Origin of the sequence: Massilia sp. Root133, assembly GCF_001426525.1 — a bacterium.
GTDB lineage: Bacteria > Pseudomonadota > Gammaproteobacteria > Burkholderiales > Burkholderiaceae_D > Telluria > Telluria orientalis.
Genome location: NZ_LMEW01000003.1, coordinates 55,474 through 82,326, shown reverse-complemented (window position 1 = coordinate 82,326; position 26,853 = coordinate 55,474). Strand labels below are relative to the sequence as shown.

Here is a 26,853-nt window from a genome sequence, read left to right as displayed (position 1 = left end):
ATTTCCATGCGTCACCTTTTGCTGCCATCAACCACTTCCCTCAGGAGAAATCCCGTGACCCTCGACGCAACCCCCGCCAAGTTCAAGCCCTATACCCGCCAGTCGATCCAGAACGCGCGCCAATGGCAATGGCTGAGCCCGGATCTGCAGGAAGCAGTGCAGGTGGTGTCCCACGTGCTGCCCTTCCGCACGAACGAATACGTGATGGAGCAGCTGATCGACTGGAGCAATGTTCCGGATGATCCGATCTATCGCCTGACGTTCCCCCACCGCGACATGCTGCCCGCGCGCGAATACGAGCAGCTGCGCGACCTCGTGCTGGTCAATAAGGACGACGCCGCGATCGCGCAGCTCGTGCACCAGATCCGCATGCGCATGAATCCGCACCCGGCCGGGCAGATGACGCACAACGTGCCGCGCGTGAACGACGCCCCGCTCAAGGGCTTGCAGCACAAGTACAAGGAAACCGTGCTGTTCTTCCCCAGCGCGGGCCAGACGTGCCACGCCTATTGCACCTTCTGCTTCCGCTGGCCGCAGTTCGTGGGCATGGAAGAGATGAAGTTCGATGCGCGCGAATCGACGGAACTGGTGTCCTACCTCGGCACGCATCCAGACGTGACGGACGTCCTGATCACGGGCGGCGATCCGATGATCATGAATACGCGCTCGCTGGCCGAGTTCATCGAACCGCTGCTGGCGCCCGAACTGGCGCATATCCAGAACATCCGGATCGGCACCAAGTCGGTCGCATACTGGCCGCAGCGCTACGTGTCGGACAAGGACAGCGACGACCTGATGCGACTGTTCGAAAAAGTCGTCAAGGCCGGCAAGAACCTCGCGCTGATGGGGCATTACAACCACGCCGTCGAGCTGCGCCAGCCGGTGGCCCAGCAGGCCGTCAAGCGCATCGTCGGCACGGGCGCCACCTTGCGCATGCAGGGGCCGCTGATCCGCCACATCAACGAAGACCCGAACAGCTGGGCCGAACTGTGGACGACGGGCGTGCGCCTGGGCGCGATCCCTTATTACATGTTCGTCGAGCGCGACACCGGGCCGCGCGAGTACTTCGCGCTGCCCCTGGCGCGCGCGCACGAGATCTTCCAGTCCGCGTACAGCATGGTGTCGGGCCTGTCGCGCACCGTGCGCGGGCCGTCGATGAGCGCGTTCCCGGGCAAGGTCGTGATCGACGGCGTCGTCACCATCAACGGCGAAAAGCTGTTCGCGTTGCAGTTCCTGCAGGCGCGCAATCCGGACTGGGTGCGCCGGCCGTTCTTCGCGAAATACGATCCCGACGCCACCTGGCTCGATCACCTGAAGCCCGCGTTCGGCCGCAAGAAATTCTTCTTCGAGGGCGGCGAGGACGATCACGACACGTTTGGTGCGGCGGGCCGCGTGATCCCGATCCAGGCTGTCCAGGCGCAGGACCGGCGTGCCAGCGACAGTCAACCCGACGCGGCCTGACCCGCAGGAGATGTCCATGGAAACCGACCAGAGCCAGTCGCGCCTCAACGGGGTGGCAGTGTTTTTCTACGTGTTCCTGCCGTTCGCGCTGGGGCATTACCTGTCCTCGCTGCTGCGCAACGTGAACGCCGTGCTGGCACCGCATCTGGTCGGCGCGCTCGCGCTGACGCCGGGCCAGCTCGGCCTCCTCACCAGCGCGTTCTTCTTCGCGTTCGCCCTCGTCCAGCTGCCGGTCGGGATCGCGCTCGACCGCTACGGCCCGCGCAAGGTGCAGGTGGTGCTGTTGATGCTGGCGGCCATCGGCGCGCTGTTGTTCGCCACCGGCCGCTCGTTCGGCCAGCTGGTGCTGGCGCGCGCCATCATCGGCTGCGGCCTCGGTGGGTGCTTCATGTCGGCCGTGAAGGCGATCTCCACCTGGATCGCGCCCACGCGCCTGCCGTCAGTGCAGGGCTACCTGATCGCCGTCGGCGGGCTCGGCGCGGCCTCGAGCACGATGCCGGTGCGGGTGCTGTTGCAGCACACGGACTGGCGCGGCCTGTTCATGCTGCTGTCCGCGCTCACCGCCTGCAGCGGCCTGCTGATCTGGCTGGTCACGCCCAGGTCGCAGGCGCCCGGCGGCGCGCTGCCCACCGTGCGCTCGGTGCTGGACGTGTACCGCGCGCCCGCGTTCCGCGCGACGATCTCGCTGGTGCTCGTGCCGCATGCGATCTTCTTCGGCATCCAGGGCCTGTGGATCGGGCGCTGGCTGGCCGACGTGGCCCGTTTTCCCGACGCCGCCGTCGCCTACCTGCTGTACATGGGCATGGCGTCGGTGATCTTCGGCGCCATCGCGGTCGGCATGATCACGGAATGGGCGGGGCGGCGCGGCATCGAGGCGCTGGACGTGGCCGCCGTCGGCGTGTTCCTCTTCATCCTGGTGCAGGTCGTCATCGTGTTGAACTGGCGGCCCAGCCTGCAGCTGCTGTCGGTGCTGTTCACGCTCGTGGGGACGATCACCGGGATCGAATACGCGATCGTGGCCCAGAGCCTGCCGCGCACGCTGACGGGACGCGCGGCGACGTGCCTGAACCTCCTGATCTTCATCGGCGCGTTCCTCGTGCAGGCGGGGTTCGGGCTGATCGTCGGCCTGTGGCGCCCCGACGCTGCCGGCCACTTTCCGGCGCTCGCCTACCGCGTCGCATTCGGCGTGCTGGTGGCGCTGCAGATGCCTGGCCTGCTCGGGTACGTCCACGACTTCCTTCGGCGCCGTCAAGTAAAATGCGGCATCGCTTTGCTCACCCAGAAGGAAGAATATGAGATTGGTTCGTTACGGTCGCCCCGGTAAGGAAAAACCGGGCCTGTTCGACGAAGAAGGCCGCCTGCGCGACCTGTCCGGCGTCATCGACGACGTCGACGCGTCGGTGCTGTCGGAAAAGGCGTTGCGCAAGCTCGCCAAGGTCGACTGGAAAACGCTGCCGGTCGTCCGCGGCAACCCCCGCTTCGGCGTGCCGGTCAAGGGCGTCGGCAAGTTCATCGGCATCGGCATGAATTACTCCGACCACGCGGCCGAAGTCGGGGCCTTGACCCCGAAGGAACCGATCATGTTCATGAAGGCGACGTCCTGCCTGAACGGCCCGGACGATCCCATCCAGCTGCCGAAAGGCTCGAAAAAGACCGACTGGGAAGTCGAGCTGGGCGTGGTCATCGGCACCCGCGCGCAGTACGTCGACGAAAAGGATGCGCTGAAATACGTGGCCGGCTATTGCGTCGTCAACGACGTCTCGGAACGCGCCTACCAGTTCGAACTCGGCTCGCAGTGGGATAAAGGCAAAGGCTGCGACACCTTCGGCCCCGTCGGCCCGTTCCTCGTGACGAAGGACGAGATCTTCGACGTGCAGGACCTCGACCTGTACCTCGACCTGAACGGCAAGCGCGTGCAGACCGGGAATACGTCGAAGATGATCTTCACTGTCGCGCAGATCGTCAGCTACCTGTCGCGCTTTATGACCCTGGAACCGGGCGACATCATTACCACGGGCACGCCGCCAGGCGTGGGCCTCGGCCGCAGCCCGCAGCGCTTCCTCAAGAAGGGCGACAAGCTGCGCCTCGGGATTGCGGGGCTGGGCGAGCAGCAGCAGGAAGTGGTCGCGTTTCCCAAAGCCTGATATGGCCCGTGACCTCTGATCCGTCATTCCCGCGCAGGCGGGAATCCAAGTTCGTAGCTGAGCCAAGAAATTGGGCCCCTGCCTTCGCAGGGGCGACGTTGTTTTAGATAGCCACTGTTTTTAACGCCCCCTCTACCGATTCCTTCAACCGCCCCACGATCTCGCCCAGGTCCCCCTGCGTGACGACGAACGGCGGCGCCAGCAGCACGTGATCCCCGTGGCGGCCATCGATCGTGCCGCCCATCGGATACACCAGCAACCCGTTCTCCATCGCGCGCGCCTTGATCGCCGCGTGCAGTTTCAGATCCGGCGCGAACGGCGTCTTGTGCGCGCGCTCGCGCACCAGTTCCAGGGCCAGGAACAGCCCGCGGCCGCGGATGTCGCCCACGTGCGGATGGTCTTCGAATTCCTCGTCCAGCATGGCCCGCAGCTGCGCGCCGCGCAGGCGCACCTGCGTGAGCAGGTCGTCGCGCTCGATGACCTGCTGGACGGCGAGGGCCGCCGCCGCCGCGACCGGATGCCCGATGTAGGTGTGCCCGTGCAGGAATGCGCCGCTGCCGGCGCGCAGGCGTTCGATAATGGCGCCGTTCACGAGCACCGCGCCGATCGGCTGGTAGCCCGCGCCCAGGCCTTTCGCCACGGCGATCAGGTCGGGCGCCACGCCATCCTGCTCGATCGCGTACATCGTGCCCGTGCGGCCCATCCCGCACATCACCTCGTCGGCGATGAACAGGATGCCGTACTTGTCGCACAGTGCACGCACGCCGCGGAAGTAGCCGGGCGTGGGCGGGATCGCGCCGCCGGTCGCGCCCACGACGGGTTCGGCGCAGAACGCGATCACGCGGTCCGGGCCGGCCTGCAGGATCGCGGCTTCGAGTTCGTCCAGCAGCATCGCCGTGTACTGGTCGACGGTCTGGTCCTCGGCCCGGCCGCGGTATTCGTAGCAGGCCGACACCCGCTCGACGTCGATCAGCAGCGGGGCGAAGGGCTGGCGGCGCCATTCGTTGCCGCCCACGGCCAGCGCGCCGAGCGTGTTCCCGTGGTAGCTCTGGCGCCGCGCGATGAATAGCGAGCGTTGCGGCTCTCCGCCTTCGACGCAGTACTGGCGCGCCAGCTTCAGCGCAGTCTCCATCGCTTCCGATCCGCCCGACACGAGGTACACGCCTTCGATGCCGGCCGGCGCGTTCGCCACGAGGCGGTCGGCCAGCCGCTCCGCCACCTCGGTCGTGAAGAACGCGGTGTGGGCGTAGGCGCACTGGTCGATCTGGCGGTGCATGGCCGCGATCACGTCCGGATGGCCATGCCCAAGCGACGACACGGCCGCGCCGCCGCTCGCGTCCAGGTAGCTGCGCCCGTGGCTGTCGTACAGATAGACGCCCGCGCCGCCGACCGCGACGGGCGGCGTCTGGCGCAGGCTGCGATGCAGGATATGCGTCATTGGAAGCTCCCCAAAAAGTTGACGTTTGACAATAAACGGGAACCGTCGGGATTCTTTTGATTTTTGCCTCAAGGCATGCGAATATTTTCGTCATGACAGACCGCCTTCGCCCGATTCCGCCGGAAGACTGGACCGACGCCCAGCGCGCCGCGGCCCAGGAGATCATCAATGGCCCGCGCGGTGCGCTGTACGGCCCGTTCGTGCCGCTGCTGCGCAGTCCCGAGCTGATGGGCCATGCGCAGCGGGTCGGCGAGTACCTGCGCTACCGCAGTGCCATCGGCGTGCGCCTGTCGGAGCTGGCGATCCTCGTCACGGCGCGCGAATGGGACCAGCAGGTCGAGTGGGCGATCCACGCGCCGATCGCGCAGCAGGTGGGCGTCCCGCCGGACGTCATCGCGGCCATCGCGGGGCACGAGCGGCCGGCCGCGATGCTCGTCGACGAAGCGGTCGTGTACGACTTCTGCCTCGAACTGCACCGCCACAAGCGCGTGTCGGACCGCGTCTACGACGACGCGCTGGCCCTGTTCGGCGAGCAGGGCGTCGTCGACCTGATGGGCGTGAACGGCTATTACACGTTCCTCGCGATGGTGATGAACACGGCGCGCACGGAAGCGCCGGCGTCGAGTGCGGCGCCGCTGCCCGATTAGCCCATCGGCGCCAGGCCGCGTTCGTCGCGGCGCGGTAGTCGTCCGTCGCATTGCCCGGCGCATCGCCGGCGCTGGCGGCATAGTGACGGCTCCCAACCACTCGCGAAAGACAAACCGATGAAACCCCATTACATCCTCGCCGCCGCGGCGGCCGCCACGACCGTCCTCGCGCTGGCCGCTACGCCCGCGCCGTTGCCGCCGAACTGGCACGTGACCGGTGCAAATCCCGACAAATTCACGGCCGGCGTGGACACGTCGCCGGAAGGGCGCGGGGCCAAGTTCTTGCGCAGTAAGACGAACGATCCCAAGGCGTGGGCAGCCCTGGTCCAGCCTGTCCAGGCCCAGCGCTACCTCGGCCAGCGCGTGCGGTTTCGCGCGCGCCTGCGTACCGAGGCGATAAGCGACTGGGCGGGATTGTGGATGCGTGTCGATACGCACGAAGGCAAGTCGGTCGCCTTTTATAACACCAAAAGCCAGCCGCTCAAGGGCACCACCGGCTGGCAGGAGCGCAGCGTCGTGCTGGATGTCCCGGACAACGCGGCGCTGATCGTGTTCGGCGCCATCGGCGGCGGCACGGGCCAGGTGTGGATGGAGCCGGTCGCGTTCGAGACCGTCGGCCGTGACGTCCCCGTCGACCACATGCCGCCGCAGGCCGCCATCCCGACCACGCCGACCTTGTGAGCGAATCGATGACCGACGACGACTGCGCCCGCGCCATCCGCCGCCTGTACGGCTGTGCATGGCGCCAGGGGCTGCTCAGCCTCCTGTGCCTGGCGCTCGTCGCGGGCGGCGCGCTGCTGCTGCGGCGCTACGCCTTGCTCGCGTTGTTCGGCGCGATCGTGGTGCCGGGTTTCGTGACGTGCGCACTGCTGCTGGTGGCCGCGCGCCGGCTCGGCTGGACCAGCGCGATGACGCTGCTGCTGGCCGCGACCGGCGCCGGCGCGTGGGCCGTGCTGCCGGCATACCAGAGCGTGCTCGCCGCGTGGGGCGTCCAGGCGCTGCCCGACCAGCAGGTGCTGGCCTGCGTCGTCGGCGTGAATGTCGCCGTCCTCGGGCTGCCGCTGTGGTTCGCCCGCACCCGCGCCCATGCGCAGCAGCTGGCCGACCTGCGCAACGCGGCGCTGGCGGCCGAGCTGAAAGCGCTGCAGGCCCAGGTCGAACCGCACTTCCTGTACAACACGCTCGCCAACACGCGATATCTCGCGCGCCACCAGCCGCCGCGCGCCGTCGAGATGCTGGAACACCTGATCGCCTACCTGCACAGCGCGCTGCCCGACATGCGCAGCCAGGCGTCGACCCTGGGCCGCGAATTCGAACTGGCCGGCCACTACCTCGCGCTGATGGCGATCCGCTTCGGCGAGCGTCTTCAATACCAGCTCGATTGCCCGCCCGCGCTGGCAGCCGTGTCGATGCCGCCGCTGCTCCTGATGACGCTCGTCGAGAACGCCGTGTGCCACGGCCTCGAGCCGAAGCCGGGCACCGTGCGCATCGCCGTGACGGCGGTTCGCGACGGTGACGTGTTGACCATCGTCGTCGCCGACGACGGCGCCGGCATCGGCGAGACCACGCTGGGCAGCGGCGTCGGCCTGCGCAACCTGCGCGAGCGCCTGCAAGCGTTGTATGGGGCGCGTGCCGGCTTCGTCCTGCGCCGCGGCGATGCGGGCCTGACGGAAGCGGTGCTGACGCTGCCGGCCGCCGCCGCGCTGGAGGTGATGGCATGACGGCGCCCCGTGTCCTCGTCGCCGATGACGAACCGCTGTTGCGCGCGGAACTCGTCGAAGCGCTGGAACGTTTATGGCCGGACGCGCAGATCGCCGCCGCGCAGGACGGCATCGAGGCGCTGCGCCTGGGCCGCGAATGGATGCCGGACGTGGCCTTCCTCGACATCCGCATGCCGGGCCTGGACGGCCTGGAACTGGCGCGCGTGTTCGGTGCGCGGACCCACGTCGTGTTCGTGACGGCCTACGGCGAACATGCGCTGGCCGCGTTCGACGAAGGTGCCGTGGACTACGTCGTGAAGCCGATCGCGCTGGAACGCCTCGCGCGCGCGGTCGAGCGCGTGCGTGCGCGCCTGGCATCGCCGCCGCCGGACCTCACGCACCTCGTGTCGCGCTTGCGGCCCGCACCCAGGGCGCCCGCGTGGCTGCAGGCCACGGTCGGCAACACGATCCACTTCATCGACCTGGCCGACGTCTTGTATTTCTGCGCGGATGCCAAGTACACGCGCGTGGTGACGGACGGGCTGGAAGCCCATATCCGCCTGAGCCTGAAGGAACTGGCCGATTCGCTCGACCCGGCCGCGTTCTGGCAGATCCACCGGGGCTATATGGTGGCCGTGCGGCGCATCGCGAGCGCCGCGCGCGCCGAGGATGGCGCCTTGTGGGTGCACCTGCGCGGGCATCCCGCGCGACTGCCGGTCAGCCAGCGCTTTCAATATCTGTTCCGCGGCATGTAGCCGCCTCGTTCAACAAGGAGACACCATGAATCGCAACCTGTTGCGGGCGGCCGTTTGCGCCCTGTCGTTTGCCGCGGCTACCGCCGCCGGCGCCGCGGAGACCATGCCGCTGGCCCTGGCGCGCGCCATCGCGGACCAGGCGATCAGCCTGGTCGAGAGCAAGGGCCTGTACCCGCGCCGGCAGGAAGAATACGCACAGGCGAAGCAGGACCTGCTGGCCGCGGTTGACGGCAAGACGGCGGACGTCGACCGGAACGACCTGTATGCGCGCGTCCGCAAGGTGCTCGGCACGCTGGACACGGGCGGCCACTCGTTCCTGTTCCCGCCCCAGGCGCCGGGACAGTCCGCGCTGCCGCAGCCGGCCGGTCCCCGCGTTGCGCCGTTCCAGCTGGTCGCGACGAGCCGAGGCACGGTCTTGCGCTGGGTGCCGCCGGCGACGACGGACATGGCGCCCGCGGCCATGTCGGCCTACGTGCGGCGCGTGTACGACGACGCGGCCGCGCTGCCCGGCGTCGGACGGGCCTGCGCGCTCGTCGTCGACCTGAGCGAGCAGACGGGCGGCAACGCGTGGCCGCCGTTCATCGCCATGTATCCGCTGTTCGGCAATGCCAACAAGGCGCGCTGGGTGGATCGCGACGGCAAGGCGATCCCGGTGGTCGATCGCACCGGTCTCGCGGGCATGGCCGCGCGCGACGTGGGGGACCGCGCCAATCCATTCTCGTCCTTTGCCGCCGGGCCGCTGGCCGTGCTGGTCGGCGCGAAGACGGCGAGCGCGGGCGAGATGCTGCTCGTCGCGTTGATGGGGGAGGAGCGGGTGCGGACGTTCGGCCAGGCGTCGTACGGCATGTCGACGGCGAACAAGGTGTACTGGCTGCCCGACGGCGCCATGCTGTTGCTGACGGAAATGCGGTATGCGCTGGCCGATGGTCCGGTCTTCCGCGGCGGCATCGCGCCCATGCAGCCGGCGCCGAAAGGCGAGCCGGTCGAGGCGTCGCTCAGGACGGCCGCGGAATGGGCTGCCGCCAATTCGCCGCGCTGCGTGCCCGAGTAGGCGGGCTCAGGTCAGCTCAGGCCAGCGCTTCCTTCGCCGCCTGTTCCGGCGTCAGGCCTTCGTAGAACATGTCGGTGAACCACTCGACCTGTTCCTCGATGTGTTCCTGCGCCTGTTTCTGCGTGGCGCCGCCGGCGACGAGGTGGTGTTCGACCTCGATGCACCAGTGGATCAGCGCCAGCGTTTCCTCGTCGAGTTCCTCTTTCTTTGCCATGATTCAGTCCAGTACTTTCTTGAGCCACGCCGAGATGTGCTGGACTTCTTCCAGGCACAGCGTGTGCTGCATGGCGTATTCATGCCATTCGAGCCGGTAGCCCAGCGAGACGAGCAGGTCGCGCGACGCTTCCGCGCGATTGAATGGCACCACGTTGTCGTAGCGGCCGTGGGCCATGAAGATCGGCGTGGACTTGCTGGCGTCGGAGCGTTCGGTCGCCACGTTGGCCGACAACGGCACGTAGCCGGACAGGCACAGCAGGCCGGCCAGCGGTTCCGGATGGCGCAGGCCCGTCTGGATGGCCATCGCGCAGCCCTGCGAGAAGCCGGCCAGGATGATGCGCGAGGCGGGAATGCCGCGTGCCTTTTCGCGCTCGATGAAGGCTTCGATGTCTTTCTGCGAGGCGCGCAGGCCGTTCTCGTCTTCGCGCCGCCCGAGTTCCAGTCCCGTGATGTCGTACCAGGAGCGCATCACGTAGCCGTTGCTGATGGTCACCGGCATCGTGTTCGCGTGCGGGAAGATGAAGCGGATGCCGGGCAGGCCGGCGAGGTCCAGTTCGCGCACCATCGGCACGAAGTCGTTGCCGTCCGCGCCCAGGCCGTGCATCCAGATGATGGCGATCTCGGGGTTGTCGTTGGTCTCGATCTGGATGTGTTCGAGCAGGTCGCTCATGCGGGGTCCTTTGGTCGTTGCGCCGACTTCGGCCGGAAGGCCTTGCAGACGGCCGGGTCGGTCTCGGCGTACGGGCCGCCGATCAGGTCGATGCAATACGGGACGGCCGCGAAGATGCCGCCGACGATGTTTCGACCGTCCGCGTCCTTCAGGCCTTCCAGCGTTTCCTTGATGGACTTCGGCTGGCCCGGCAGGTTCATGATCAGGGCGGCGTGATGGGGCGTCTCGCGGATCACGGCCGTCTGGCGCGACAGGATCGCGGTCGGCACGAAGTGCAGGCTGATCTGGCGCATCTGCTCGCCGAAGCCCGGCATCTCCTTCGTGCCCACGGCGACGGTTGCTTCCGGCGTGACGTCGCGGCGGGCGGGGCCCGTGCCGCCCGTCGTCAGCACGAGGTGGCAGCGCGCGGTGTCGACCAGCTCGACGAGCGTCTGCTCGATGCTGGCGCGGTCGTCCGGGATCAGGCGCGTCTCGACGCGGAACGGGGTGACGAGGGCCGCTTCCAGCCACTCGCGCAGCGCGGGAATGCCCTTGTCTTCATAGACCCCGCCGCTGGCGCGGTCCGAGACCGAGACCAGGCCGACGACCAGCTCTTCGACTTTATTGTCCAGACTCATCGTCTTCGTCCTCGTCGCCGGAGGCTTCATCGGCAGGCGCGGCCTTCGGCGCCTTCGCCAGGTCCTTCAGGATCTGGAAGATTTCGCGGTAGGCCTTGGGCGGCTTGTTCTCCGCCTGTTCCTTGCGCGCATTGCGGATCAGCGTGCGCAGGTGCTGCACGTCCAGGTCCGGGTGTTCTTCCAGCAACTGGGTCAGTGCTTTGTCGTCGGCCAGCAGCTTGTCGCGGCGGCGCTCCAGCGCGTGCAGCGCGGCCGCCTCGGCCTTGGAGGTGCCCTTCCAGCTTTCGATGGTGCGCTGGATGACGGCGACCTCTTCCTCGTCGAGCGAGCGCATCAACTTGCCGACGAATTGCAGCTGGCGGCGCCGGCCTTCGTGGTTGGTGATGGTCTGGCACATGAGGATGGCGTCGCGGACTTCGTCCGGCATCGGGACGCGCTTGACGCGGTCGCGCGGCGCCTCGATGAGCTGTTCACCGAGCTTCTGCAGCTCGTTACTCTGGCGCTTGAGTTCGGACTTGGAAGGGCGGTCGTATTCCTGGTCGAACTCGTCGGAGCGGAAGCCGACGGAGCCGCGGTTGGCATTTGGCATGATGATCTAGATTCGGCAGGCACGAAGCCGGCCGGTAAAAACAGTAAACGGCTGCTATGATAACTGTTTTAGGGCTCGCTACGAAAAACGCACATGACCGATACCGTCTTCACCCATACCCAGGATCAGCTCAAGCAGCTTGCACAGGACGTGCTTGCCATTGCCAAGGAAACGGGCGCCAGCGATGCGTCGGTCGAGATCAGCGAGGGTAGCGGGCTGGCGGTGACGGTCCGCAAGGGCCAGATCGAGACCATCGAGCAGAACAAGGACAAGGGCATCGGCGTGACCGTCTACTCCGGCCAGCGCCGTGGTCACGCCAGTACGTCCGACTTCTCGCGCGACTCGCTGCGCGCCACCGTCGAGGCGGCGTACAACATCGCCCGCTTCACGGCCGAGGACCCGGCCGCCGGCCTGCCGGATGCCGACCTGCTGGAAACGAACCCGCGCGACCTGCGCCTGTGTTACCCATGGGACATCAGCGCCGAGGACGCCGTCGCCATCGCCCAGCGCTGCGAGGCGGCCGCGTTCGCCGTCGACAAGCGCGTCACCAACAGTGAAGGCGCCAGCGTCTACGTGCAGCAGTCGCACTTCGTGGCGGCCAACTCGCTCGGCTTTTGCGCCGGCTACCCGTTCTCGCGCCACACGCTGTCCGTCGCGCCGATCGCGGGCAAGGGCGCCCACATGCAGCGCGACGACTGGTATTCGTCGGCGCGCGATCCGAACAAACTGGGCGATCCGGAAAAGATCGGCCGCTATGCCGCCGAACGCGCCCTCGCGCGCCTGAACGCGCGCAAGCTCGACACTCGCACGTGCCCCGTGCTGTTCGAGGCGCCGCTGGCCGCCGGCCTGCTGGGTGCGTTCGTCCAGGCGACCTCGGGCGGTGCCCTGTACCGCAAGTCGAGCTTCCTGCTCGATTCGCTGGGGAGCAGCATTTTCCCATCCCACATCCAGATCGTCGAAGACCCGCACCTGATCGGCGGCGTGGGCTCGGCCCCGTTCGACGAAGAGGGCGTGCGTACCCAGCGCCGCAAGGTCGTCAGCGACGGCGTGCTGCAAGGCTATTTCCTGTCGTCGTACTCGGCCCGCAAGCTGGGCATGCAGACGACGGGCAACGCCGGCGGCTCGCACAACCTGGAAATCATCTCGAAAGAAACGAAGATCGCCGACGACTTCGAAGGCATGCTGCGCAAGATGGGCACCGGCCTGCTCGTCACGGAACTGATGGGGCAGGGCACGAACTACGTCACGGGCGATTACTCGCGCGGGGCGTCCGGCTACTGGGTCGAGAACGGCGTCATCCAGTATCCGGTCGAAGAGATCACCATCGCGGGCAACATGAAGGACATGTTCCAGGCCATCGTCGGCGTCGGCAACGACGTGCTCACGCGCGGGAACAAGTCGACGGGTTCCATCCTGATCGAGCAGATGGTCGTCGCGGGCAATTGATTTCACATTTGCCATGAGGTCGCGACAATCTATTGCAAAAATGTCATAACCATGTGTTACATTGACGACTTTCTATGTCACGGGAGACGTCATGGCAACACTCCAGACTTTCGGCCTGCAGCTCGACCTGATCGGCAGCACGGCCGTGCAATGGAAAATCATCTCGACCTCGTCCAGCAGCGTCACGCTGGAAAACGGGCTCCAGCACCTGTCCATCCTGGGTAACTTCGCGATCGGCCCGTCCGGCGACGTGAGCGGCACCGCGACCGCCGTGAACTTGGTCCAGCTGGGCTACTCCGGCCTGCCGGTGTTCCAGGCGACGGACCTGACCATCGATGGCGGGACGTTCCTGGACACGGTCCTCAAGGCCACCACCGATACCCAGATTTATACGGCCCTGCTGGCCGGCTCCGACACCATCACCGGCAGCGCCGGCAAGGATATCCTGCAAGGCTTCGCGGGCAGCGACATCATCCGGGCCGGCGGCGGTGACGACCGCATCGGTGCCGACGCGGGCAGCGACGTGATCGACGGCGGCGCCGGTTTCGACACCATCGCCTACAAGGGCGCCTACGCCGACTACCGGATCGAACGCACGGGCGCCGCGTGGACGATCGCGGACCTGAAGGGCACCGGCGGCATCGACACGCTGACGGGCGTCGAACGCGTGTATTTCGACGACAAGGACGTCGCGCTCATCAGCGTCGACAACACGGGCGGCCAGCTGTTCCGCTTGTACCAGGCCGCATTCGGCCGCAATCCGGACGAGCCGGGCCTGGATTTCTGGACGCAGCAGATCGATGGCGGGGGCGCGACACTGGCGGGGATCACCGGCGCCTTCCTCGCATCGGCGGAATACCAGAAGCTGTACGGCGGCCTCGCCAACCGCGACCTGGTGGTCAAGTATTACGAGCACATCCTGCACCGCGCGCCGGACCAGGCCGGGCTGGACTTCTGGACGGACGCCCTGGACCGCAAGATCGCCACCCGTGGCGAGGTGCTCGCCGGCATCAGCGAGAGTCCGGAAAACGTGGACCTGAGCGTGCAGCTGATCGGCAACGGCCTCGTGTTCGACGCGCCCATCATGACCATGTGACGCACGCGTTTTTCGGGTTCCTGCAATAATGTGCAGATACGCATTTTTGAAAGGAACCCGATGGACATTCTTGCCGCCGCCCGCAAGCGCTACACCGCCAAGGCCTACGACCCGACCCGCCGCGTCCCCGAAGAGACGATGCAGCAGATCTATGAAGTGCTGCGCAACAGCCCGTCGTCGGTGAACTCGCAGCCCTGGCACTTCATCGTCGCCAGCACGCCGGAAGCGAAGGCGCGCCTGGCCAAGGGCGTGCAGGGTCCGTACAGCTACAACGAAGCGAAGATCCTGAACGCGTCGCACGTGATCCTGTTCTGCACGCGCGTCGACGCCGAAGGCGGCCACCTGGAGCGCCTGCTCGAGCAGGAACAGCGCGACGGCCGCTTCAAGGACGATGCCGCCAGGGCCGGCCAGGCCAAGGGCCGCCAGGGCTACGTCAACCTGCACCGCTACACGCTGAAGGACCTGCCGCAGTGGTTCGAGAAGCAGGCCTATATCGCGCTGGGCAACGCCATGCTGGCCGCCAGCGCGCTGGGTGTGGACACGACCCCGATGGAAGGCCTGGACCCGGCCGCGCTGGACGCGGAACTGGGCCTGCACGAGAAAGGCCTGTCCAGCCTCGTCCTGCTGAGCTTCGGCTACCACGCCGACAGCGATTTCAACGCAAGCCTGCCGAAATCGCGTCTCACGCAGGAACAGGTGTTTACTTTCCTGTAAGCGGATAACGGGGCTCGTGCCCCGTTTCTTATTTTTGCAACTGACGCACGGCCTGCAGCACCGGCTGCAGCACCGCGGCGCCGAGGCGTGCGCTGCGGGCGCCGTCCCAGCCGACCAGCGGGTCAGGGTCGTTGGCATTGTCCTTGAACGGCAGTTCCAGGGTCAGCGACAGGCAGCCGAACGCATGCGTCACGTACGGCGAACCCATCGTCAGCACCTCGTCCGTGTACGGCTCTTTCGGGTAGCCATGCACGTCCTGGAAGTCCGGGCTGGCGATCATGAACGCGTCCGAGAACGCCTTCTGCGCGGCGGCCTGTTCCGCCGTGAAGGTCGGCAGGGCATCGCTGCCGGCGATGAAGACGTAGGGCAGGCCTTCGTCGCCATGGACGTCCAGGAACAGGTCGACGCCCGTCTCTTCCATCTTCTTGCGGACCAGGAACACTTCCGGGCTGCGTTCCAGCGACGGATTCAGCCACTCGCGGTTCAGGTTGGCGCCGGCCGCGTTAGTGCGCAGGTTGCCGCGCACGGACCCGTCCGGGTTCATGTTCGGCACGACATAGAACACGGTCTCTTTCAGCAACTGGCGGCCGAACGGATGGGCCGGGTCGAGCAGGGCGTCGAGCATGCCTTCGACGAACCACTCGGCCATCGTCTCGCCCGGGTGCTGGCGCGCGATGACCCACACCTTCTTCTTGTTCGCCGCCTCGTCGCCGATGACGAGCAGGTTCAGGTCGCGCCCGTCGACGGTCGAGCCGAGGTCCAGCATGCGCACGTGTTCGGACAGCTGGGCGCGGTCGAGCAGCTCCAGGTGGCGTTCCCACGAATACGGCTCGAAATAGGCGTAGTAGACGCTGTCCATGGCGGGCGTGTGCTCGATCGTGAGCGCCTGGCCGTCGAAGCTCGTCGGCACACGGAACCAGTTGACGCGATCGTAGCTGGCCATCGCGTGATAGTCTTCCCAGCCCTTCGGATACGCGGACTTGCCGGCGTTGAGCAGGCGGATCGTGCACGGCTGCGCCTGCGCGCCCTGCAGGCGGAAGTAGAACCACTGCGTGATGTCGGCGTGGGAGTCCTTGCGGATGTTCAGGTCGATGGCGTTCGCGCTCGTGGCGTTCACGATATCGATGGCGCCAGCGTCGAACTGGCTGCTGATCTTGATAGACATAGTGCGTCCTGATGTTGTTGGGTGTGAGCCGGCATGATACTGCTTAATGGATGACGACCAAGGGTTTGCTACTGTTCTTGCTTGGCCTCATCGAGGAGGAGGGAACATGATGAACATCCGTGTGGCGCGGCCGGAAATCACAACCATCGACCGGCGCGGCTTCTGGCTGCGCTGGCGCGACGAAGAGCTCTATGTGCCGTTCGCGCTGTTCCCCTGGTTCGAGCACGCCACCGTGGCGCAGCTGTGCCATATCCAGCCCCTGGGCGCGGAATGCCTGTACTGGCCGGGGCTCGACCTGGAACTGGCGCTGGACCGTATTCGTCATCCGATGGCGGCGGCGCAGTTTGCGCTGGATTGTTAACACCGTCGCTCCCGCGAAGGCGGGAGCCCATGCGTCGCTTGAGTTGTGACACCGCATGGATTCCCGCTTGCGCGGGAATGACGTTGTTTTATGTCGCGATCAGCGCAACTGGCCAAATCTTTCGTACAAACCACTGTCCGCCGCCGGCGCCGCCGCATCCTCGCGCCGCAGCACGTCCATCAGATGCCGCTCGGCCGGCGCCCACACGAGGCGGTAGATCGCCTGCGCCAGCGCATACGCCTCCGACCCCGGCCACGGCTGCGGCAACAGCGCCAGCGGCAGCATCGGATCGTGCAACTGGACGCGGCGGTACGCGTGGATCAGCAGGGTACGCACGATGAAGGCCTGCTGCGGATCCGGTTCGGGCTCGCCGCGCAGCAGGTCGAGCAGCGGCGAGAATTCCTTGATGAAACGCCGGTAGCCGGTCACGACGGCAGACAAATCCCACCCTTCGCGCACCAGTTCGGCCAGCGGCCGCGCGCCGGCACAAGGCAGCTCCGTCGCGGCGCAGACGAAGATCTTGCCGCCGCCTTCCACCCGCCTCAGCACCTCGGCCACGCCGTCCGGGTCGGCCGCCGGATGCGCCAGCAGGCCCGGCGCCAGCATGGCGAATCCTTCCCATTCGAGTTCCTTGCGCACGGCCGCGCGCAGCGCGCTGTCGATGCTGCCATTGGGGGCCAGCAGCAGGGTCCAGCGGCCGTTCCAGTCGACGCCGGGCGGCGCGTAGATGCGGCGGTTGGCGCGCGCGAAGCGGGGCGCGGCGTCGGGCTGCAACGCATAGCTGCTGCGCCGGCCCTCGCGGTTCGCGACGAGCCAGCCCTCCTGCACGAGGCGGAACACGCTCGTGCGCACGAGCCGGTCCGTGACGCCGAGCGGCGCCACCAGTTCGATCAGGCTGCCCAGCCACAGGCGGCCGCCGTGCGGCGCGATGGCGTCGCCGAAGATCGTCATCACGAGCGATTTGGAACGCGGCGGGTCGGTCTCGAGAAAGTGGTTGATCCACTCGTGGCTGCTGGGCTGGGTCATGGTGGGCGATTTTACCGCGTCTCAATATGATTCAAAATTTCGCTATACATCGCGATTAGTGTATCGTATTATGAATCGACACAGAACCCAGGGAGACCAGCCATGTATGCCCAGATGGTGGAAACCGGCCTGAAACAGGTCCAGACCCGCGCCGACATGAGCGCGGAAGAGCAGGCGTTCCAGGCGCGCATCGACGCCGGCGTGAAGATCGAAGCCAAGGACTGGATGCCCGAGGCGTACCGCAAGACGCTGATCCGCCAGATTTCCCAGCACGCGCACTCCGAGATCGTCGGCCAGCTGCCGGAGGGCAATTGGGTGACGCGCGCGCCCACGCTGAAGCGCAAATCGATCCTGCTGGCCAAGATCCAGGACGAAGCCGGCCACGGGCTGTATTTGTACAGCGCGGCGGAGACGTTGGGCGTGTCGCGCGACGAACTGCTGGCCGCCCTGCACTCCGGCAAGGCCAAGTACTCGAGCATCTTCAATTACCCGACCCTGACGTGGGCCGACATCGGCGCCATCGGCTGGCTCGTGGACGGCTCCGCGATCATCAACCAGATCCCGCTGTGCCGCTGTTCGTACGGTCCGTATGCCCGCGCGATGATCCGCGTGTGCAAGGAAGAGTCGTTCCACGCGCGCCAGGGCTACGACATCATGATGAAGCTGGCCCAGGGCACGCCCGAGCAGAAGGCGATGGCGCAGGATGCCCTCAACCGCTGGTGGTGGCCGTCGTTGATGATGTTCGGCCCGTCCGATGCGGAATCCGTCAACAGCGCCCAGTCGACGGCCTGGCGCATCAAGCTGTTCTCGAACGACGAGCTGCGCCAGCGCATGGTCGACCAGACCGTGCCCCAGGCCGAATTCCTCGGCCTCACCGTCCCCGATCCGGACCTCAAGTGGAACGAGGAACGGGGTCATTACGACTTCGGCGAGATCGATTGGGAAGAGTTTTATAACGTCCTGAAAGGGAACGGACCGTGCAACAAGGAGCGCCTGCGGACCCGCGTAAAGGCGTACGAGGATGGCGCATGGTTCCGCGAGGCGCTCGTCGCGCACGCGGACAAGCAGGCCGCTAAAAAAGCCGCAGCATGAAGGAGACAGCAATGAGCAAGGAATGGCCCCTGTGGGAAGTCTTCATCCGCAGCCAGCACGGCCTCGCCCACAAGCACGTGGGCAGCCTGCACGCGCCGGATGCCGGGATGGCGATCAACAACGCGCGCGACGTCTACACGCGCCGCAACGAAGGCGTGTCGATCTGGGTGGTGAAGGCCGCCGACATCGTCGCGTCCAGCCCGGCCGACAAGGACGCCCTGTTCGAGCCGTCGAACAGCAAGGTCTACCGCCACCCGACGTTCTTCCCGATGCCGGAAGACGTCAAGAACCTGTGAGCGGACCATGGACGCGAACAAGTTCGAATACCTTCTGCGCCAGGGCGACAATGCCTTGATCTTGTCGCAGCAGTTGTCGCAGCTGTGCGGCAAGGGCCCGGCGCTGGAAGAAGACATGGCGCTGACCAATGTCGCCCTCGACCTGCTGGGCCAGACGCGGATGTGGCTGACGTATGCGGGCGAGATCGAAGGCCACGGCCGCGACGAGGATCGTTTGGCGTACCTGCGCGATACCCGCGACTTCCGCAACTGCCTGCTCGTCGAGCAGCCGAACGGCGACTACGCGCAGACCCTGACGCGCCAGTTCCTGTTCGATACGTGGCACTACTTCCTGATGCGCGGCCTGCTGGCGTCCAGCGACCGCCGCATCGGCGAGATCGCGGAAAAGTCGATCAAGGAGGTGACGTACCACCTGCGCCGCAGCGGCGACCTCGTCGTGCGCCTGGGCGACGGCACGGACGTCAGCCACCGCAAGATGCAGGACGCGCTCGACGAACTGTGGACCTACGCCGGCGAGATGTTCATCTACGACGACGTCGACCTGGCGATGGTCGCGCAGGGCGTGGCACCGGCCGCGGAGCCGCTGCGCGATGCATTCCTGGCCCACGTGGCCGAGGTGCTGATTGAGGCGACGCTGACGATGCCGCCCGTGGATGCCTATGTCCAGCGCGGCGGCAAGCAGGGCCGGCACACGGAGCGCCTCGGCTACATCCTCGCCGAGATGCAGTTCCTGCAGCGCGCCTACCCGGGCGTGGCATGGTGATGACCGCGGCCGCGTCACCGATCACGGCCGGCCAGGTCTGGTCCTGGCTGGGCGAGGTCCCGGATCCGGAGATTCCCGTGATCTCCGTCGTGGACCTGGGCATCGTGCGTGCCGTGGACGTGCACGACGACGGTGAATGCGTCGTCACGATCACCCCGACGTATTCCGGCTGCCCCGCGATGGAAGTCATCGCCGAAGACGTCGACAAGGCCTTGCGCGCACGCGGCGTGGACCGCCTGCGCATCGTCACCCGCCTGTCGCCCGCATGGACGACGGACTGGATGAGCGCCGCCGGAAAGGCCGCGCTGAAGGGCTACGGCATCGCGCCGCCGGTGCAGCAGGTGATCGACATCAGCGGCCTGGCGCGCGGCGTGAAGCGCCACGCGATCCGGCAACCCGACGTGGCTTGCCCGCACTGCGGCTCGATGCATACCCGTCTCACCAGCCAGTTCGGCTCGACCCCGTGTAAGGCACTGTATCAATGCCTGGATTGCCGCGAGCCGTTCGACTACTTCAAATGCCATTGAGGCCCACATGAGCAAGTTCTACCCATTGACCGTGGCGCACGTGAAGCACGAGACGCGCGACGCGATCGCCGTCACGTTCGACGTCCCGCCGCCGCTGCGCGAGGCCTTCCGCTACCGCCAGGGCCAGCATCTGACAGTGCGCACGATGATCGACGGCGAGGACGTGCGCCGCTCCTATTCGATCTGCTCGGCCGTGCAGGATGACAAGCTGCGCGTCGCCATCAAGCGCGTGCAAGGCGGCCTGTTCTCGACCTGGGCCAACGAGTGCATCCGGCCCGGCGTCACGCTCGACGTGATGCCGCCGGAAGGCCGCTTCAACCTGCCGCTGGAACCCGGGAGCCGCCGCCACTACCTGGCCTTCGCGGCCGGCAGCGGCATCACGCCGATCCTGTCCATCGTCAAGACGACCCTGATCGCCGAGCCGCACAGCCGCTTCACCGTGTTGTACGGGAACCGCGCGTCGTCATCCGTCATCTTCCGCGACGAGCTGGCCGAGCTGAAGGACCAGTACCTGGAACGCCTGAACCTCGTCTACGTGATGAGCCGCGAGCAGCAGGACATCGAGCTGTTCAACGGCCGCATCACGCAGGACAAATGCCGCCAGCTGTTCCAGCGCTGGCTGCGGGTGGAAGACGTCGACTACGCATTCATCTGCGGCCCGGAAGACATGATGCATGGCGTCTCCGCCGCGCTGCAGGAAGCGGGCATGCCGAAGGAGCGCATCCGCATCGAACTGTTCGCCGCCGGCGCCGCGCAGGAACCGCGCAAGCCGCGCGGCCAGGCCGCCGGCGAGACGCACCACCACACGGAAGTCACCGTGATCATGGACGGCAACCACGCCACCTTCACGATGGACCGCGACAAGGAATCGCTCCTCGACGCCGGCCTGCGCGCGGGCCTCGACATGCGCTACTCGTGCAAGGGCGGCGTGTGCTCGACGTGCCGCTGCAAGGTGCGCGAGGGGCAGGTCGACATGGACGTCAACTATGCGCTGGAAGACTACGAGGTCGCGCGCGGCTTCGTGCTGAGCTGCCAGAGCTTCCCGGTGACGGACAAGGTTGTCGTCGATTTCGACGTGGTCGAATAAACACCCCTCCGTCGTCCCCGCGAAGGCGGGGACCCATGCTGAATCGGCTTCGGACGCTCAGTATGGAGGGAATAGTGCCGGGGGCACTATTCCCGCCTGCGCGGGAATGACGGAATTGAGAACGAGGAGACACCATGACCTACGAATCCATCCTGTTCACGATCGAGCAGGGCATCGCCACGCTGACCCTGAACCGCCCCGAACGCCTGAACAGTTTTACCCGGGCGATGCACCTGGAAGTGCGCGCCGCCTTGAAGTGCGTGGAACAGGACAAGTCGGTGCGCGTGCTGTTGCTGACGGGCGCCGGCCGCGGCTTCTGCGCCGGCCAGGACCTGAACGACCGCGCCGTGGAGCCGGGCGCGCCGGGCGTCGACCTGGGCGAATCCGTCGAAAAATTCTATGCCCCGCTCGTGCTCACCTTGAAAAGCCTGCCGCTGCCCGTGATCTGCGCCGTCAACGGCGTGGCCGCCGGCGCCGGCGCCAACCTGGCGCTCGCGTGCGACATCGTGCTGGCCGCGCAATCGGCATCCTTCATCGAAGCGTTCTGCAAATTGGGCCTGATCCCGGACACGGGCGGCACGTGGGCCTTGCCCCGGCTGCTCGGTCCCGCGCGTGCCATGGGTCTCGCCCTGCTGGGCGACAAGCTGCCGGCCGAGAAGGCCGAGCAATGGGGCCTGATCTGGCGCTGCGTGCCGGACGAATCGCTGATGGACGAAGCGCTGGCCATGGCCCGCCACTTCGCCACCGCGCCGACGAAGGGTCTGGCGTTCACGAAGCGAGCCATGCAGGAAAGCTGGGGCAATACGCTGGAACAGCAGCTGCAACTGGAAGCGGAGATGATGCGCGAACTGGGCTACAGCCACGATTACCGCGAAGGCGTCGCCGCGTTCATCGCCAAGCGCCAGCCCGCGTTCAAGGGGGAGTAAACATGACCCAGGCATTGGAGAAAAACAGCGTCGTCGCCGTCATCGGCAGCGGCGCGATGGGCGCCGGCATCGCCCAGGTGGCGGCCGTCGCCGGGCACACCGTGCGGCTGTACGACACCCGTCCGGAAGCCGTCGAAAAGGCCATCGCCGGCATCGTCAAAGCCTTGGCAAGACTGGTCGAAAAAGGCCGCATGGGCGGGGCGGAAGCGGATCTCGCGCGCGAGCGCATCCACGCGATGCGTGCGCTCGACGAAGCGAAGGATGCCGCGCTGGTCGTCGAAGCCGTCGTGGAGGACCTCGACGTCAAGCGCGCCCTGTTCGCCGACCTGGAAGGCATCGTCGGGCCGGACTGCGTCCTCGCCACGAACACGTCGTCGATCTCCGTCACGGCCATCGGCGCAAAAATGAAACGCCCGGGGCGCCTCGTCGGCATGCACTTCTTCAATCCGGTCCCGCTGATGGCGTTGGTGGAAGTGATCTCCGGTGTCGCCACCGACAAGGCCGTCGCGGACACCGTGGTCGCGACCGCCGCGGCCTGGGGCAAGAACCCCGTGCATGCGAAGTCGACGCCCGGCTTCATCGTCAACCGCGTGGCGCGCCCGTATTATGCGGAGGCGCTGCGCCTGCTGCTCGAACAGGCGGGCGACCCGGCCACGATCGATGCCGTGATGCGCGACTGCGGCGGTTTCCGCATGGGCCCCTTCGAGCTGATGGACCTGATCGGCCACGACGTCAATTACTCGGTCACGCAATCCGTCTTCAATGCCTACTACGGCGACCCTCGCTTCGCGCCGTCGGTCGTGCAGCAGGAACTGGTGAATGCCGGCTTCCTGGGCCGCAAGACGGGCCGTGGATTCTATCGCTACGGCGACGACGTGGTGCCGCCGCAGGCGCAGGCCGAGTCCGCGCAGCAGGGGGCCGCACAGGCGACGCTTGGCGGCGCCGATCCGGTAACCGCTGCCCTGAAAGCGCGTATGGGCAGCTCGGAGGGCGCCGCCACGATCTTCCTGACCGACGGCCGCAGCGCCACCCAGCGCGCTCTCGATGAAGGCCGCCCGGACACGATTCTGTTCGACCTGCTGCTGGACCCCGTGAAGGCCACGCGCATCGCGCTGGCGCGCGCGGACCAGTGCAGCGCCGCCGCCTGGAATGCCGCCGTGGGCCTGTTCCAGCAGGCCGGGTTCACCGTGACGCGCCTCGACGACGTGCCGGGCATGGCCGTGATGCGCACCGTCGCGATGCTGGCCAACGAGGCGCTCGACGCCGTCAACCAGGGCGTGTGCAGCGCGGCCGCCGTCGACATCGCGATGCAGAAGGGCGTGAACTATCCGCGCGGTCCGCTGGCGTGGGCCGATGCGATCGGCCTGCATCATGTGTTCACCGTGTTGGCCAACCTGGGCGCGACGTATGGCGAGGACCGCTACCGCGTGTCGCCGCTGCTGCGCCGCAAGCTCGCCGCCAACCCGACCGGAGCACGCATCCATGCACAGTGACGCACAAGCGCTGGCCGAACTGGCCGGCAAAACGATGTACGAACGCGATCCCGCCAGCCAGGCGCTGGGCATGACGCTCGACGCGATCCGCCCCGGCTACGCGCGCATGCGCATGCGGGTGCGCGAGGACATGCTGAATGGCCACGGCACCTGCCACGGCGGCTATATCTTCATGCTGGCCGACAGCGCGTTCGCATTCGCCTGCAACTCGCACAATTTCAACACGGTGGGCGCCGGCTGCACGATCGACTACCTCGCGCCGGGCCGCGCGGGCGACGTGCTCGTGGCCGAAGCGGTCGAGCAGGCGCTGGCCGGCAAGACGGGTGTCTACGACGTCGTCGTGACCGACCAGGACGGGCGCAAGGTCGCGCTGTTCCGCGGGAAGTCGCATCGCGTCGCGGGCCATGTCGTCGATCTATAAACGGAGGAGACAACGATGGTGCAACGCATTCCGCAACCGGGCGAACTGGAGCCGATCGAGCGCGCCAGCCGCGACGAACTGCAGGCCCTGCAACTGGAACGGCTGAAGTGGAGCCTGAAGCACGCCTACGACAACGTGGCGCACTACCGCCGCGCGTTCGACGAGGCGGGCGTGCATCCGGACGACCTGAAGACGCTGGCCGACCTGGCGAAATTCCCGTTCACGGACAAGAAGACGCTGCGCGACAATTATCCGTTCGGCCTGTTCGCCGTGCCGCGCGAGCAGGTCGTGCGCGTGCACGCGTCGTCCGGCACGACGGGCAAGCCGACCGTCGTCGGCTACACGCAGCGCGACATCGACACGTGGGCCGGCGTCGTCGCCCGCTCGATCCGCGCGGCGGGCGGACGTCCCGGCGACATGGTGCACATCGCCTATGGCTACGGCCTGTTCACGGGCGGTCTCGGCGCCCACTACGGCGCGGAGCGCCTGGGCTGCACGGTCGTGCCGATGTCGGGCGGGCAGACGGAAAAGCAGGTCCAGCTGATCCAGGACTTCAAACCCTCGATTATCATGGTGACCCCGTCGTACATGCTGAACATCGTCGAGGAATTCAGGCGCCAGGGCCTCGATCCGGCCGCGTCCTCGCTCAAGGTGGGCATTTTCGGCGCCGAGCCGTGGACGGACGCCATGCGCCGCGAGATCGAGGAACGCGCCGGCATCGACGCCGTCGACATCTACGGCCTGTCGGAAGTGATGGGGCCCGGCGTCGCCGGCGAATGCATCGAAGCGAAGGACGGCCCCGTGATCTGGGAGGATCACTTCTACCCCGAGATCATCGACCCGGACACGGGCGAGGTGCTGCCGGACGGCGCAGAGGGCGAGCTCGTATTCACGTCGCTGACGAAAGAAGCGCTGCCGATCATCCGCTACCGCACGCGCGATCTCACGAAGCTGTTGCCGCCGACGGCGCGCTCCATGCGCCGCATGGGCCGCATCAACGGCCGCTCGGACGACATGCTGATCATCCGCGGCGTGAACGTGTTCCCCAGCCAGGTCGAGGAACAGATCCTGCAGATGCCGGCGCTGGCGCCGCACTACCAGCTCGTCGTCACGCGCGACGGGCACCTCGATGCGCTGGCCGTCCATTGCGAGCTGCGCGAAGAGGGCGCGGACAACGTGGACGCGCTGGCCCGCGAGCTGCAGCACCGCATCAAGACGTATATCGGCGTGACGACGGCCGTCACCCTGCTGCCCGCGCAGGGCATCGAACGCTCGCTCACGGGCAAGGCGCGCCGCGTGGTCGACAGGCGGCCCAAGAATAACTAAGGAGATTCCAATGACTGACGCATTCATCGTCGACGCCATCCGCACCCCGTTCGGCCGCTTCGGCGGCGCCCTGTCCGGCGTGCGTGCGGACGACCTGGCCGCGCTGCCGATCGCCGCGCTCATGGCCCGCAATCCCGGCGTCGACTGGTCCCAGGTCGACGACGTGCTGTACGGCTGCGCGAACGGCGCCGGCGAAGACAACCGCAACGTCGCGCGCATGGCCGCGCTGCTGGCCGGCTTGCCGCCATCCGTGCCGGGTTCCACGATCAACCGCCTGTGCGGCTCCAGCCTGGACGCCGTCGGCAGCGCCGCGCGCGCGATCCGCGCGGGCGAGGCGAACCTGATCGTCGCCGGCGGCGTGGAGAGCATGACGCGCGCCCCGTTCGTGATGGCCAAGGCGGACAGCGCGTTCTCGCGCAGCGCGAAGATCGAAGACACGACGATCGGCTGGCGCTTCGTCAACCCGAAGATGAAGGCGCAGTACGGCATCGACTCGATGCCGGAGACGGCGGAGAACGTGGCGCGCGATTTCGGCATCGCGCGCGGCGACCAGGATGCGTTCGCGCTGCGCAGCCAGCAGCGCTGGGCGGCGGCGCAGGCGGCCGGCGTGTTCAAAGACGAGATCGTGCCGGTGACGCTGCATGGCAAGAAAGGCGAGTCGCGCGTATTCGACACCGACGAGCACCCGCGCCCCGACACGAGCCTGGAATCGCTGTCCCGTCTGAAAGGCGTCGTGACGCCGGACGGCACGGTCACGGCAGGCAACGCGTCCGGCGTCAACGACGGCGCCTGTGCGGTGCTGGTCGCCTCCGGCGCGACCATCGACAAATTCGGCCTGACGCCGCGCGCGCGCGTCGTCGGCATGACGACGGTGGGCCTGGCGCCGCGCATCATGGGCTTCGGCCCCGCGCCTGCGACGAAGAAACTGCTGGCGATGACCGGCTTGAGCATCGGCCAGATGGACGTGATCGAACTGAACGAAGCGTTCGCGTCCCAAGGATTGGCCGTGCTGCGCGACCTGGGCTTGCCGGACGACGCCGCGCACGTGAACCCGAACGGCGGCGCCATCGCCATCGGCCATCCGCTGGGCGCCTCCGGTGCGCGGCTCGTCACGGCGGCCGTCAACCAGCTGCACCGCACCGGTGGCCGCTACGCGTTGTGCACGATGTGCATTGGCGTCGGCCAAGGCATCGCGATGATCGTGGAACGCGTGTAAGGAAGAGAGAACGTCATGGTCAAGGTCTATGAAATCGACGGACTGCGCCCCGTCGTGCACCCGACGGCGTACGTGCACCCGACGGCGGTGCTGATCGGCGACGTGATCGTCGGCCCGCGCTGCTATGTCGGGCCGCTGGCGTCGCTGCGCGGCGACTTCGGGCGGCTGATCCTGGAAGAGGGCGCGAACGTGCAGGACACGTGCGTGATGCATGGCTTTCCGGAAGACGACACGGTCGTCGAAGTGGACGGCCACATCGGCCACGGCGCCGTGCTGCACGGCTGCCGCGTGGGAAGGAACGCGATGGTCGGGATGAATGCGGTCGTGATGGACAAGGCCGTCGTCGGCGCGGAATCCATCGTGGGCGCGGCGGCGTTCGTGAAGGCGGGCATGGTGATCCCGCCGCGCAGCCTCGTGCTGGGCGCGCCGGCGAAGATCGTGCGGGCCGTGTCGGACGAGGAGATCGCATGGAAGAGCTATGGCACGCGGCAGTACCACGACCTGAACGTCAGGTCGATGCGCACGATGCGTGAAGTGGAAGCGTACACGGAAGTGGAACCGGAGCGGCAGCGCATCGTGTTCGACGAGCCGCACAAGCCAAAGACATAAG

30 protein-coding genes are annotated in these 26,853 nt (G+C 67.0%); 23 read left to right on the top strand and 7 right to left on the bottom strand.

Annotated elements, in window-relative coordinates:
- Window positions 1-54 precede the first annotated feature (54 nt).
- The 3 genes from ASD28_RS04160 to ASD28_RS04150 are packed head-to-tail and all read left to right on the top strand — an operon-like array spanning window position 55 to window position 3,605.
- On the top strand, window positions 55-1,461 hold the full coding sequence (locus ASD28_RS04160; protein WP_056124449.1) for a KamA family radical SAM protein: 1,407 nt from the start codon (window positions 55-57) through the stop codon (window positions 1,459-1,461).
- 16 nt (window positions 1,462-1,477) lie between these two features.
- Entirely contained in the window at window positions 1,478-2,785 is a 1,308-nt protein-coding gene (locus tag ASD28_RS04155) for an MFS transporter (RefSeq protein ID WP_371831796.1), read from the top strand.
- Window positions 2,754-3,605: a fumarylacetoacetate hydrolase family protein gene (locus tag ASD28_RS04150; protein WP_056124443.1), complete on the top strand. Its 852-nt coding sequence runs from the start codon at window positions 2,754-2,756 to the stop codon at window positions 3,603-3,605. Before ASD28_RS04155 ends, ASD28_RS04150 begins: the two co-directional genes overlap by 32 nt.
- A 103-nt stretch (window positions 3,606-3,708) precedes the next feature.
- Here ASD28_RS04150 and ASD28_RS04145 read toward each other — a convergent pair whose 3' ends face one another.
- On the bottom strand, window positions 3,709-5,043 hold the full coding sequence (locus ASD28_RS04145) for an aspartate aminotransferase family protein (protein ID WP_056124440.1): 1,335 nt from the start codon (window positions 5,041-5,043) through the stop codon (window positions 3,709-3,711).
- Window positions 5,044-5,135: 92 nt separating this feature from the next.
- Between ASD28_RS04145 and ASD28_RS04140 the strand changes: the two genes are divergently transcribed.
- From ASD28_RS04140 to ASD28_RS04120, 5 genes are all read left to right on the top strand, one after another.
- Window positions 5,136-5,690 carry a carboxymuconolactone decarboxylase family protein gene (locus ASD28_RS04140; RefSeq protein ID WP_056124438.1) on the top strand — a complete coding sequence of 185 codons (555 nt, stop codon included), beginning with the start codon at window positions 5,136-5,138 and terminating at the stop codon, window positions 5,688-5,690.
- Window positions 5,691-5,807: 117 nt separating this feature from the next.
- Complete coding sequence (locus ASD28_RS04135; RefSeq protein WP_056124434.1) at window positions 5,808-6,371, top strand: hypothetical protein; 564 nt, start codon at window positions 5,808-5,810, stop codon at window positions 6,369-6,371.
- 8 nt (window positions 6,372-6,379) lie between these two features.
- Complete coding sequence (locus ASD28_RS04130) at window positions 6,380-7,411, top strand: sensor histidine kinase (RefSeq protein WP_156403694.1); 1,032 nt, start codon at window positions 6,380-6,382, stop codon at window positions 7,409-7,411.
- Window positions 7,408-8,145, top strand: coding sequence for a LytTR family DNA-binding domain-containing protein (locus ASD28_RS04125; RefSeq protein ID WP_056124429.1), 738 nt, complete (start codon window positions 7,408-7,410; stop codon window positions 8,143-8,145). The genes ASD28_RS04130 and ASD28_RS04125 overlap by 4 nt, the downstream gene beginning before the upstream one ends.
- A gap of 25 nt (window positions 8,146-8,170) precedes the next feature.
- The gene (locus tag ASD28_RS04120) at window positions 8,171-9,196 is read left to right on the top strand and encodes a S41 family peptidase (protein WP_056124426.1); all 1,026 of its coding nucleotides are present in this window, start codon (window positions 8,171-8,173) and stop codon (window positions 9,194-9,196) included.
- 16 nt (window positions 9,197-9,212) lie between these two features.
- Here ASD28_RS04120 and ASD28_RS04115 read toward each other — a convergent pair whose 3' ends face one another.
- From ASD28_RS04115 to yjgA, 4 genes are read right to left on the bottom strand one after another with little or no spacing between them, the layout of a single operon-like run.
- Window positions 9,213-9,410, bottom strand: coding sequence for a hypothetical protein (locus tag ASD28_RS04115; RefSeq protein WP_056124423.1), 198 nt, complete (start codon window positions 9,408-9,410; stop codon window positions 9,213-9,215).
- 3 nt (window positions 9,411-9,413) lie between these two features.
- Window positions 9,414-10,082: an alpha/beta hydrolase gene (locus tag ASD28_RS04110; protein WP_056124420.1), complete on the bottom strand. Its 669-nt coding sequence runs from the start codon at window positions 10,080-10,082 to the stop codon at window positions 9,414-9,416.
- Entirely contained in the window at window positions 10,079-10,699 is a 621-nt protein-coding gene (gene mog / locus ASD28_RS04105) for a molybdopterin adenylyltransferase (protein ID WP_056124417.1), read from the bottom strand. The genes ASD28_RS04110 and mog overlap by 4 nt, the downstream gene beginning before the upstream one ends.
- Window positions 10,683-11,288: a ribosome biogenesis factor YjgA gene (gene yjgA, locus ASD28_RS04100; protein WP_056124414.1), complete on the bottom strand. Its 606-nt coding sequence runs from the start codon at window positions 11,286-11,288 to the stop codon at window positions 10,683-10,685. Before yjgA ends, mog begins: the two co-directional genes overlap by 17 nt.
- 93 nt (window positions 11,289-11,381) lie before the next feature.
- Between yjgA and pmbA the strand changes: the two genes are divergently transcribed.
- The 3 genes from pmbA to ASD28_RS04085 all read left to right on the top strand — a co-directional run bounded on the left by pmbA (window position 11,382) and on the right by ASD28_RS04085 (window position 14,544).
- Window positions 11,382-12,734: a metalloprotease PmbA gene (pmbA, locus tag ASD28_RS04095; RefSeq protein ID WP_056124411.1), complete on the top strand. Its 1,353-nt coding sequence runs from the start codon at window positions 11,382-11,384 to the stop codon at window positions 12,732-12,734.
- 91 nt (window positions 12,735-12,825) lie between these two features.
- Window positions 12,826-13,830 (top strand): DUF4214 domain-containing protein, encoded by a 1,005-nt coding sequence (locus ASD28_RS04090; RefSeq protein WP_056124409.1) that lies wholly within the window; start codon window positions 12,826-12,828, stop codon window positions 13,828-13,830.
- Between the two features lie 60 nt (window positions 13,831-13,890).
- Window positions 13,891-14,544, top strand: a complete 654-nt coding sequence (locus tag ASD28_RS04085; protein ID WP_056124406.1) for an oxygen-insensitive NAD(P)H-dependent nitroreductase NfsB — start codon at window positions 13,891-13,893, stop codon at window positions 14,542-14,544.
- Window positions 14,545-14,572: 28 nt separating this feature from the next.
- On the opposite strand, the gene ASD28_RS04080 is transcribed toward ASD28_RS04085, so the two are convergent.
- Window positions 14,573-15,709 carry a M14-type cytosolic carboxypeptidase gene (locus ASD28_RS04080; protein WP_056124403.1) on the bottom strand — a complete coding sequence of 379 codons (1,137 nt, stop codon included), beginning with the start codon at window positions 15,707-15,709 and terminating at the stop codon, window positions 14,573-14,575.
- Window positions 15,710-15,815: 106 nt separating this feature from the next.
- Here ASD28_RS04080 and ASD28_RS04075 point away from each other — a divergent pair, with 106 nt between their 5' ends.
- Window positions 15,816-16,070: a DUF2442 domain-containing protein gene (locus ASD28_RS04075; protein ID WP_056124402.1), complete on the top strand. Its 255-nt coding sequence runs from the start codon at window positions 15,816-15,818 to the stop codon at window positions 16,068-16,070.
- 99 nt (window positions 16,071-16,169) lie between these two features.
- Here ASD28_RS04075 and paaX read toward each other — a convergent pair whose 3' ends face one another.
- Window positions 16,170-17,096: a phenylacetic acid degradation operon negative regulatory protein PaaX gene (gene paaX, locus ASD28_RS04070; RefSeq protein ID WP_056124400.1), complete on the bottom strand. Its 927-nt coding sequence runs from the start codon at window positions 17,094-17,096 to the stop codon at window positions 16,170-16,172.
- A 102-nt stretch (window positions 17,097-17,198) separates the two neighbouring features.
- Between paaX and paaA the strand changes: the two genes are divergently transcribed.
- The 11 genes from paaA to paaY all read left to right on the top strand — a co-directional run bounded on the left by paaA (window position 17,199) and on the right by paaY (window position 26,852).
- Window positions 17,199-18,188: a 1,2-phenylacetyl-CoA epoxidase subunit PaaA gene (gene paaA, locus ASD28_RS04065; protein WP_056124397.1), complete on the top strand. Its 990-nt coding sequence runs from the start codon at window positions 17,199-17,201 to the stop codon at window positions 18,186-18,188.
- A gap of 11 nt (window positions 18,189-18,199) precedes the next feature.
- Window positions 18,200-18,484 carry a 1,2-phenylacetyl-CoA epoxidase subunit PaaB gene (paaB, locus tag ASD28_RS04060; protein WP_056124395.1) on the top strand — a complete coding sequence of 95 codons (285 nt, stop codon included), beginning with the start codon at window positions 18,200-18,202 and terminating at the stop codon, window positions 18,482-18,484.
- A 7-nt stretch (window positions 18,485-18,491) separates the two neighbouring features.
- Entirely contained in the window at window positions 18,492-19,247 is a 756-nt protein-coding gene (gene paaC / locus ASD28_RS04055; protein ID WP_056124392.1) for a 1,2-phenylacetyl-CoA epoxidase subunit PaaC, read from the top strand.
- Window positions 19,247-19,774, top strand: coding sequence for a 1,2-phenylacetyl-CoA epoxidase subunit PaaD (gene paaD / locus ASD28_RS04050; RefSeq protein ID WP_156403743.1), 528 nt, complete (start codon window positions 19,247-19,249; stop codon window positions 19,772-19,774). The genes paaC and paaD overlap by 1 nt, the downstream gene beginning before the upstream one ends.
- A gap of 7 nt (window positions 19,775-19,781) precedes the next feature.
- Window positions 19,782-20,861, top strand: a complete 1,080-nt coding sequence (gene paaE, locus ASD28_RS04045; RefSeq protein WP_056124386.1) for a 1,2-phenylacetyl-CoA epoxidase subunit PaaE — start codon at window positions 19,782-19,784, stop codon at window positions 20,859-20,861.
- Window positions 20,862-20,995: 134 nt separating this feature from the next.
- Window positions 20,996-21,787 (top strand): 2-(1,2-epoxy-1,2-dihydrophenyl)acetyl-CoA isomerase PaaG, encoded by a 792-nt coding sequence (paaG, locus tag ASD28_RS04040; RefSeq protein ID WP_056124383.1) that lies wholly within the window; start codon window positions 20,996-20,998, stop codon window positions 21,785-21,787.
- Between the two features lie 2 nt (window positions 21,788-21,789).
- Entirely contained in the window at window positions 21,790-23,280 is a 1,491-nt protein-coding gene (gene paaH, locus ASD28_RS04035) for a 3-hydroxyacyl-CoA dehydrogenase PaaH (protein ID WP_056124380.1), read from the top strand.
- Complete coding sequence (gene paaI, locus ASD28_RS04030; RefSeq protein WP_056124377.1) at window positions 23,270-23,701, top strand: hydroxyphenylacetyl-CoA thioesterase PaaI; 432 nt, start codon at window positions 23,270-23,272, stop codon at window positions 23,699-23,701. Before paaH ends, paaI begins: the two co-directional genes overlap by 11 nt.
- Window positions 23,702-23,716: 15 nt before the next feature.
- Window positions 23,717-25,027: a phenylacetate--CoA ligase PaaK gene (gene paaK, locus ASD28_RS04025; protein ID WP_056124374.1), complete on the top strand. Its 1,311-nt coding sequence runs from the start codon at window positions 23,717-23,719 to the stop codon at window positions 25,025-25,027.
- A gap of 10 nt (window positions 25,028-25,037) precedes the next feature.
- Window positions 25,038-26,243 carry a 3-oxoadipyl-CoA thiolase gene (gene pcaF / locus ASD28_RS04020; RefSeq protein WP_056124370.1) on the top strand — a complete coding sequence of 402 codons (1,206 nt, stop codon included), beginning with the start codon at window positions 25,038-25,040 and terminating at the stop codon, window positions 26,241-26,243.
- 15 nt (window positions 26,244-26,258) lie between these two features.
- Window positions 26,259-26,852, top strand: a complete 594-nt coding sequence (gene paaY, locus ASD28_RS04015; RefSeq protein WP_056124366.1) for a phenylacetic acid degradation protein PaaY — start codon at window positions 26,259-26,261, stop codon at window positions 26,850-26,852.
- Window position 26,853 lies beyond the last annotated feature (1 nt).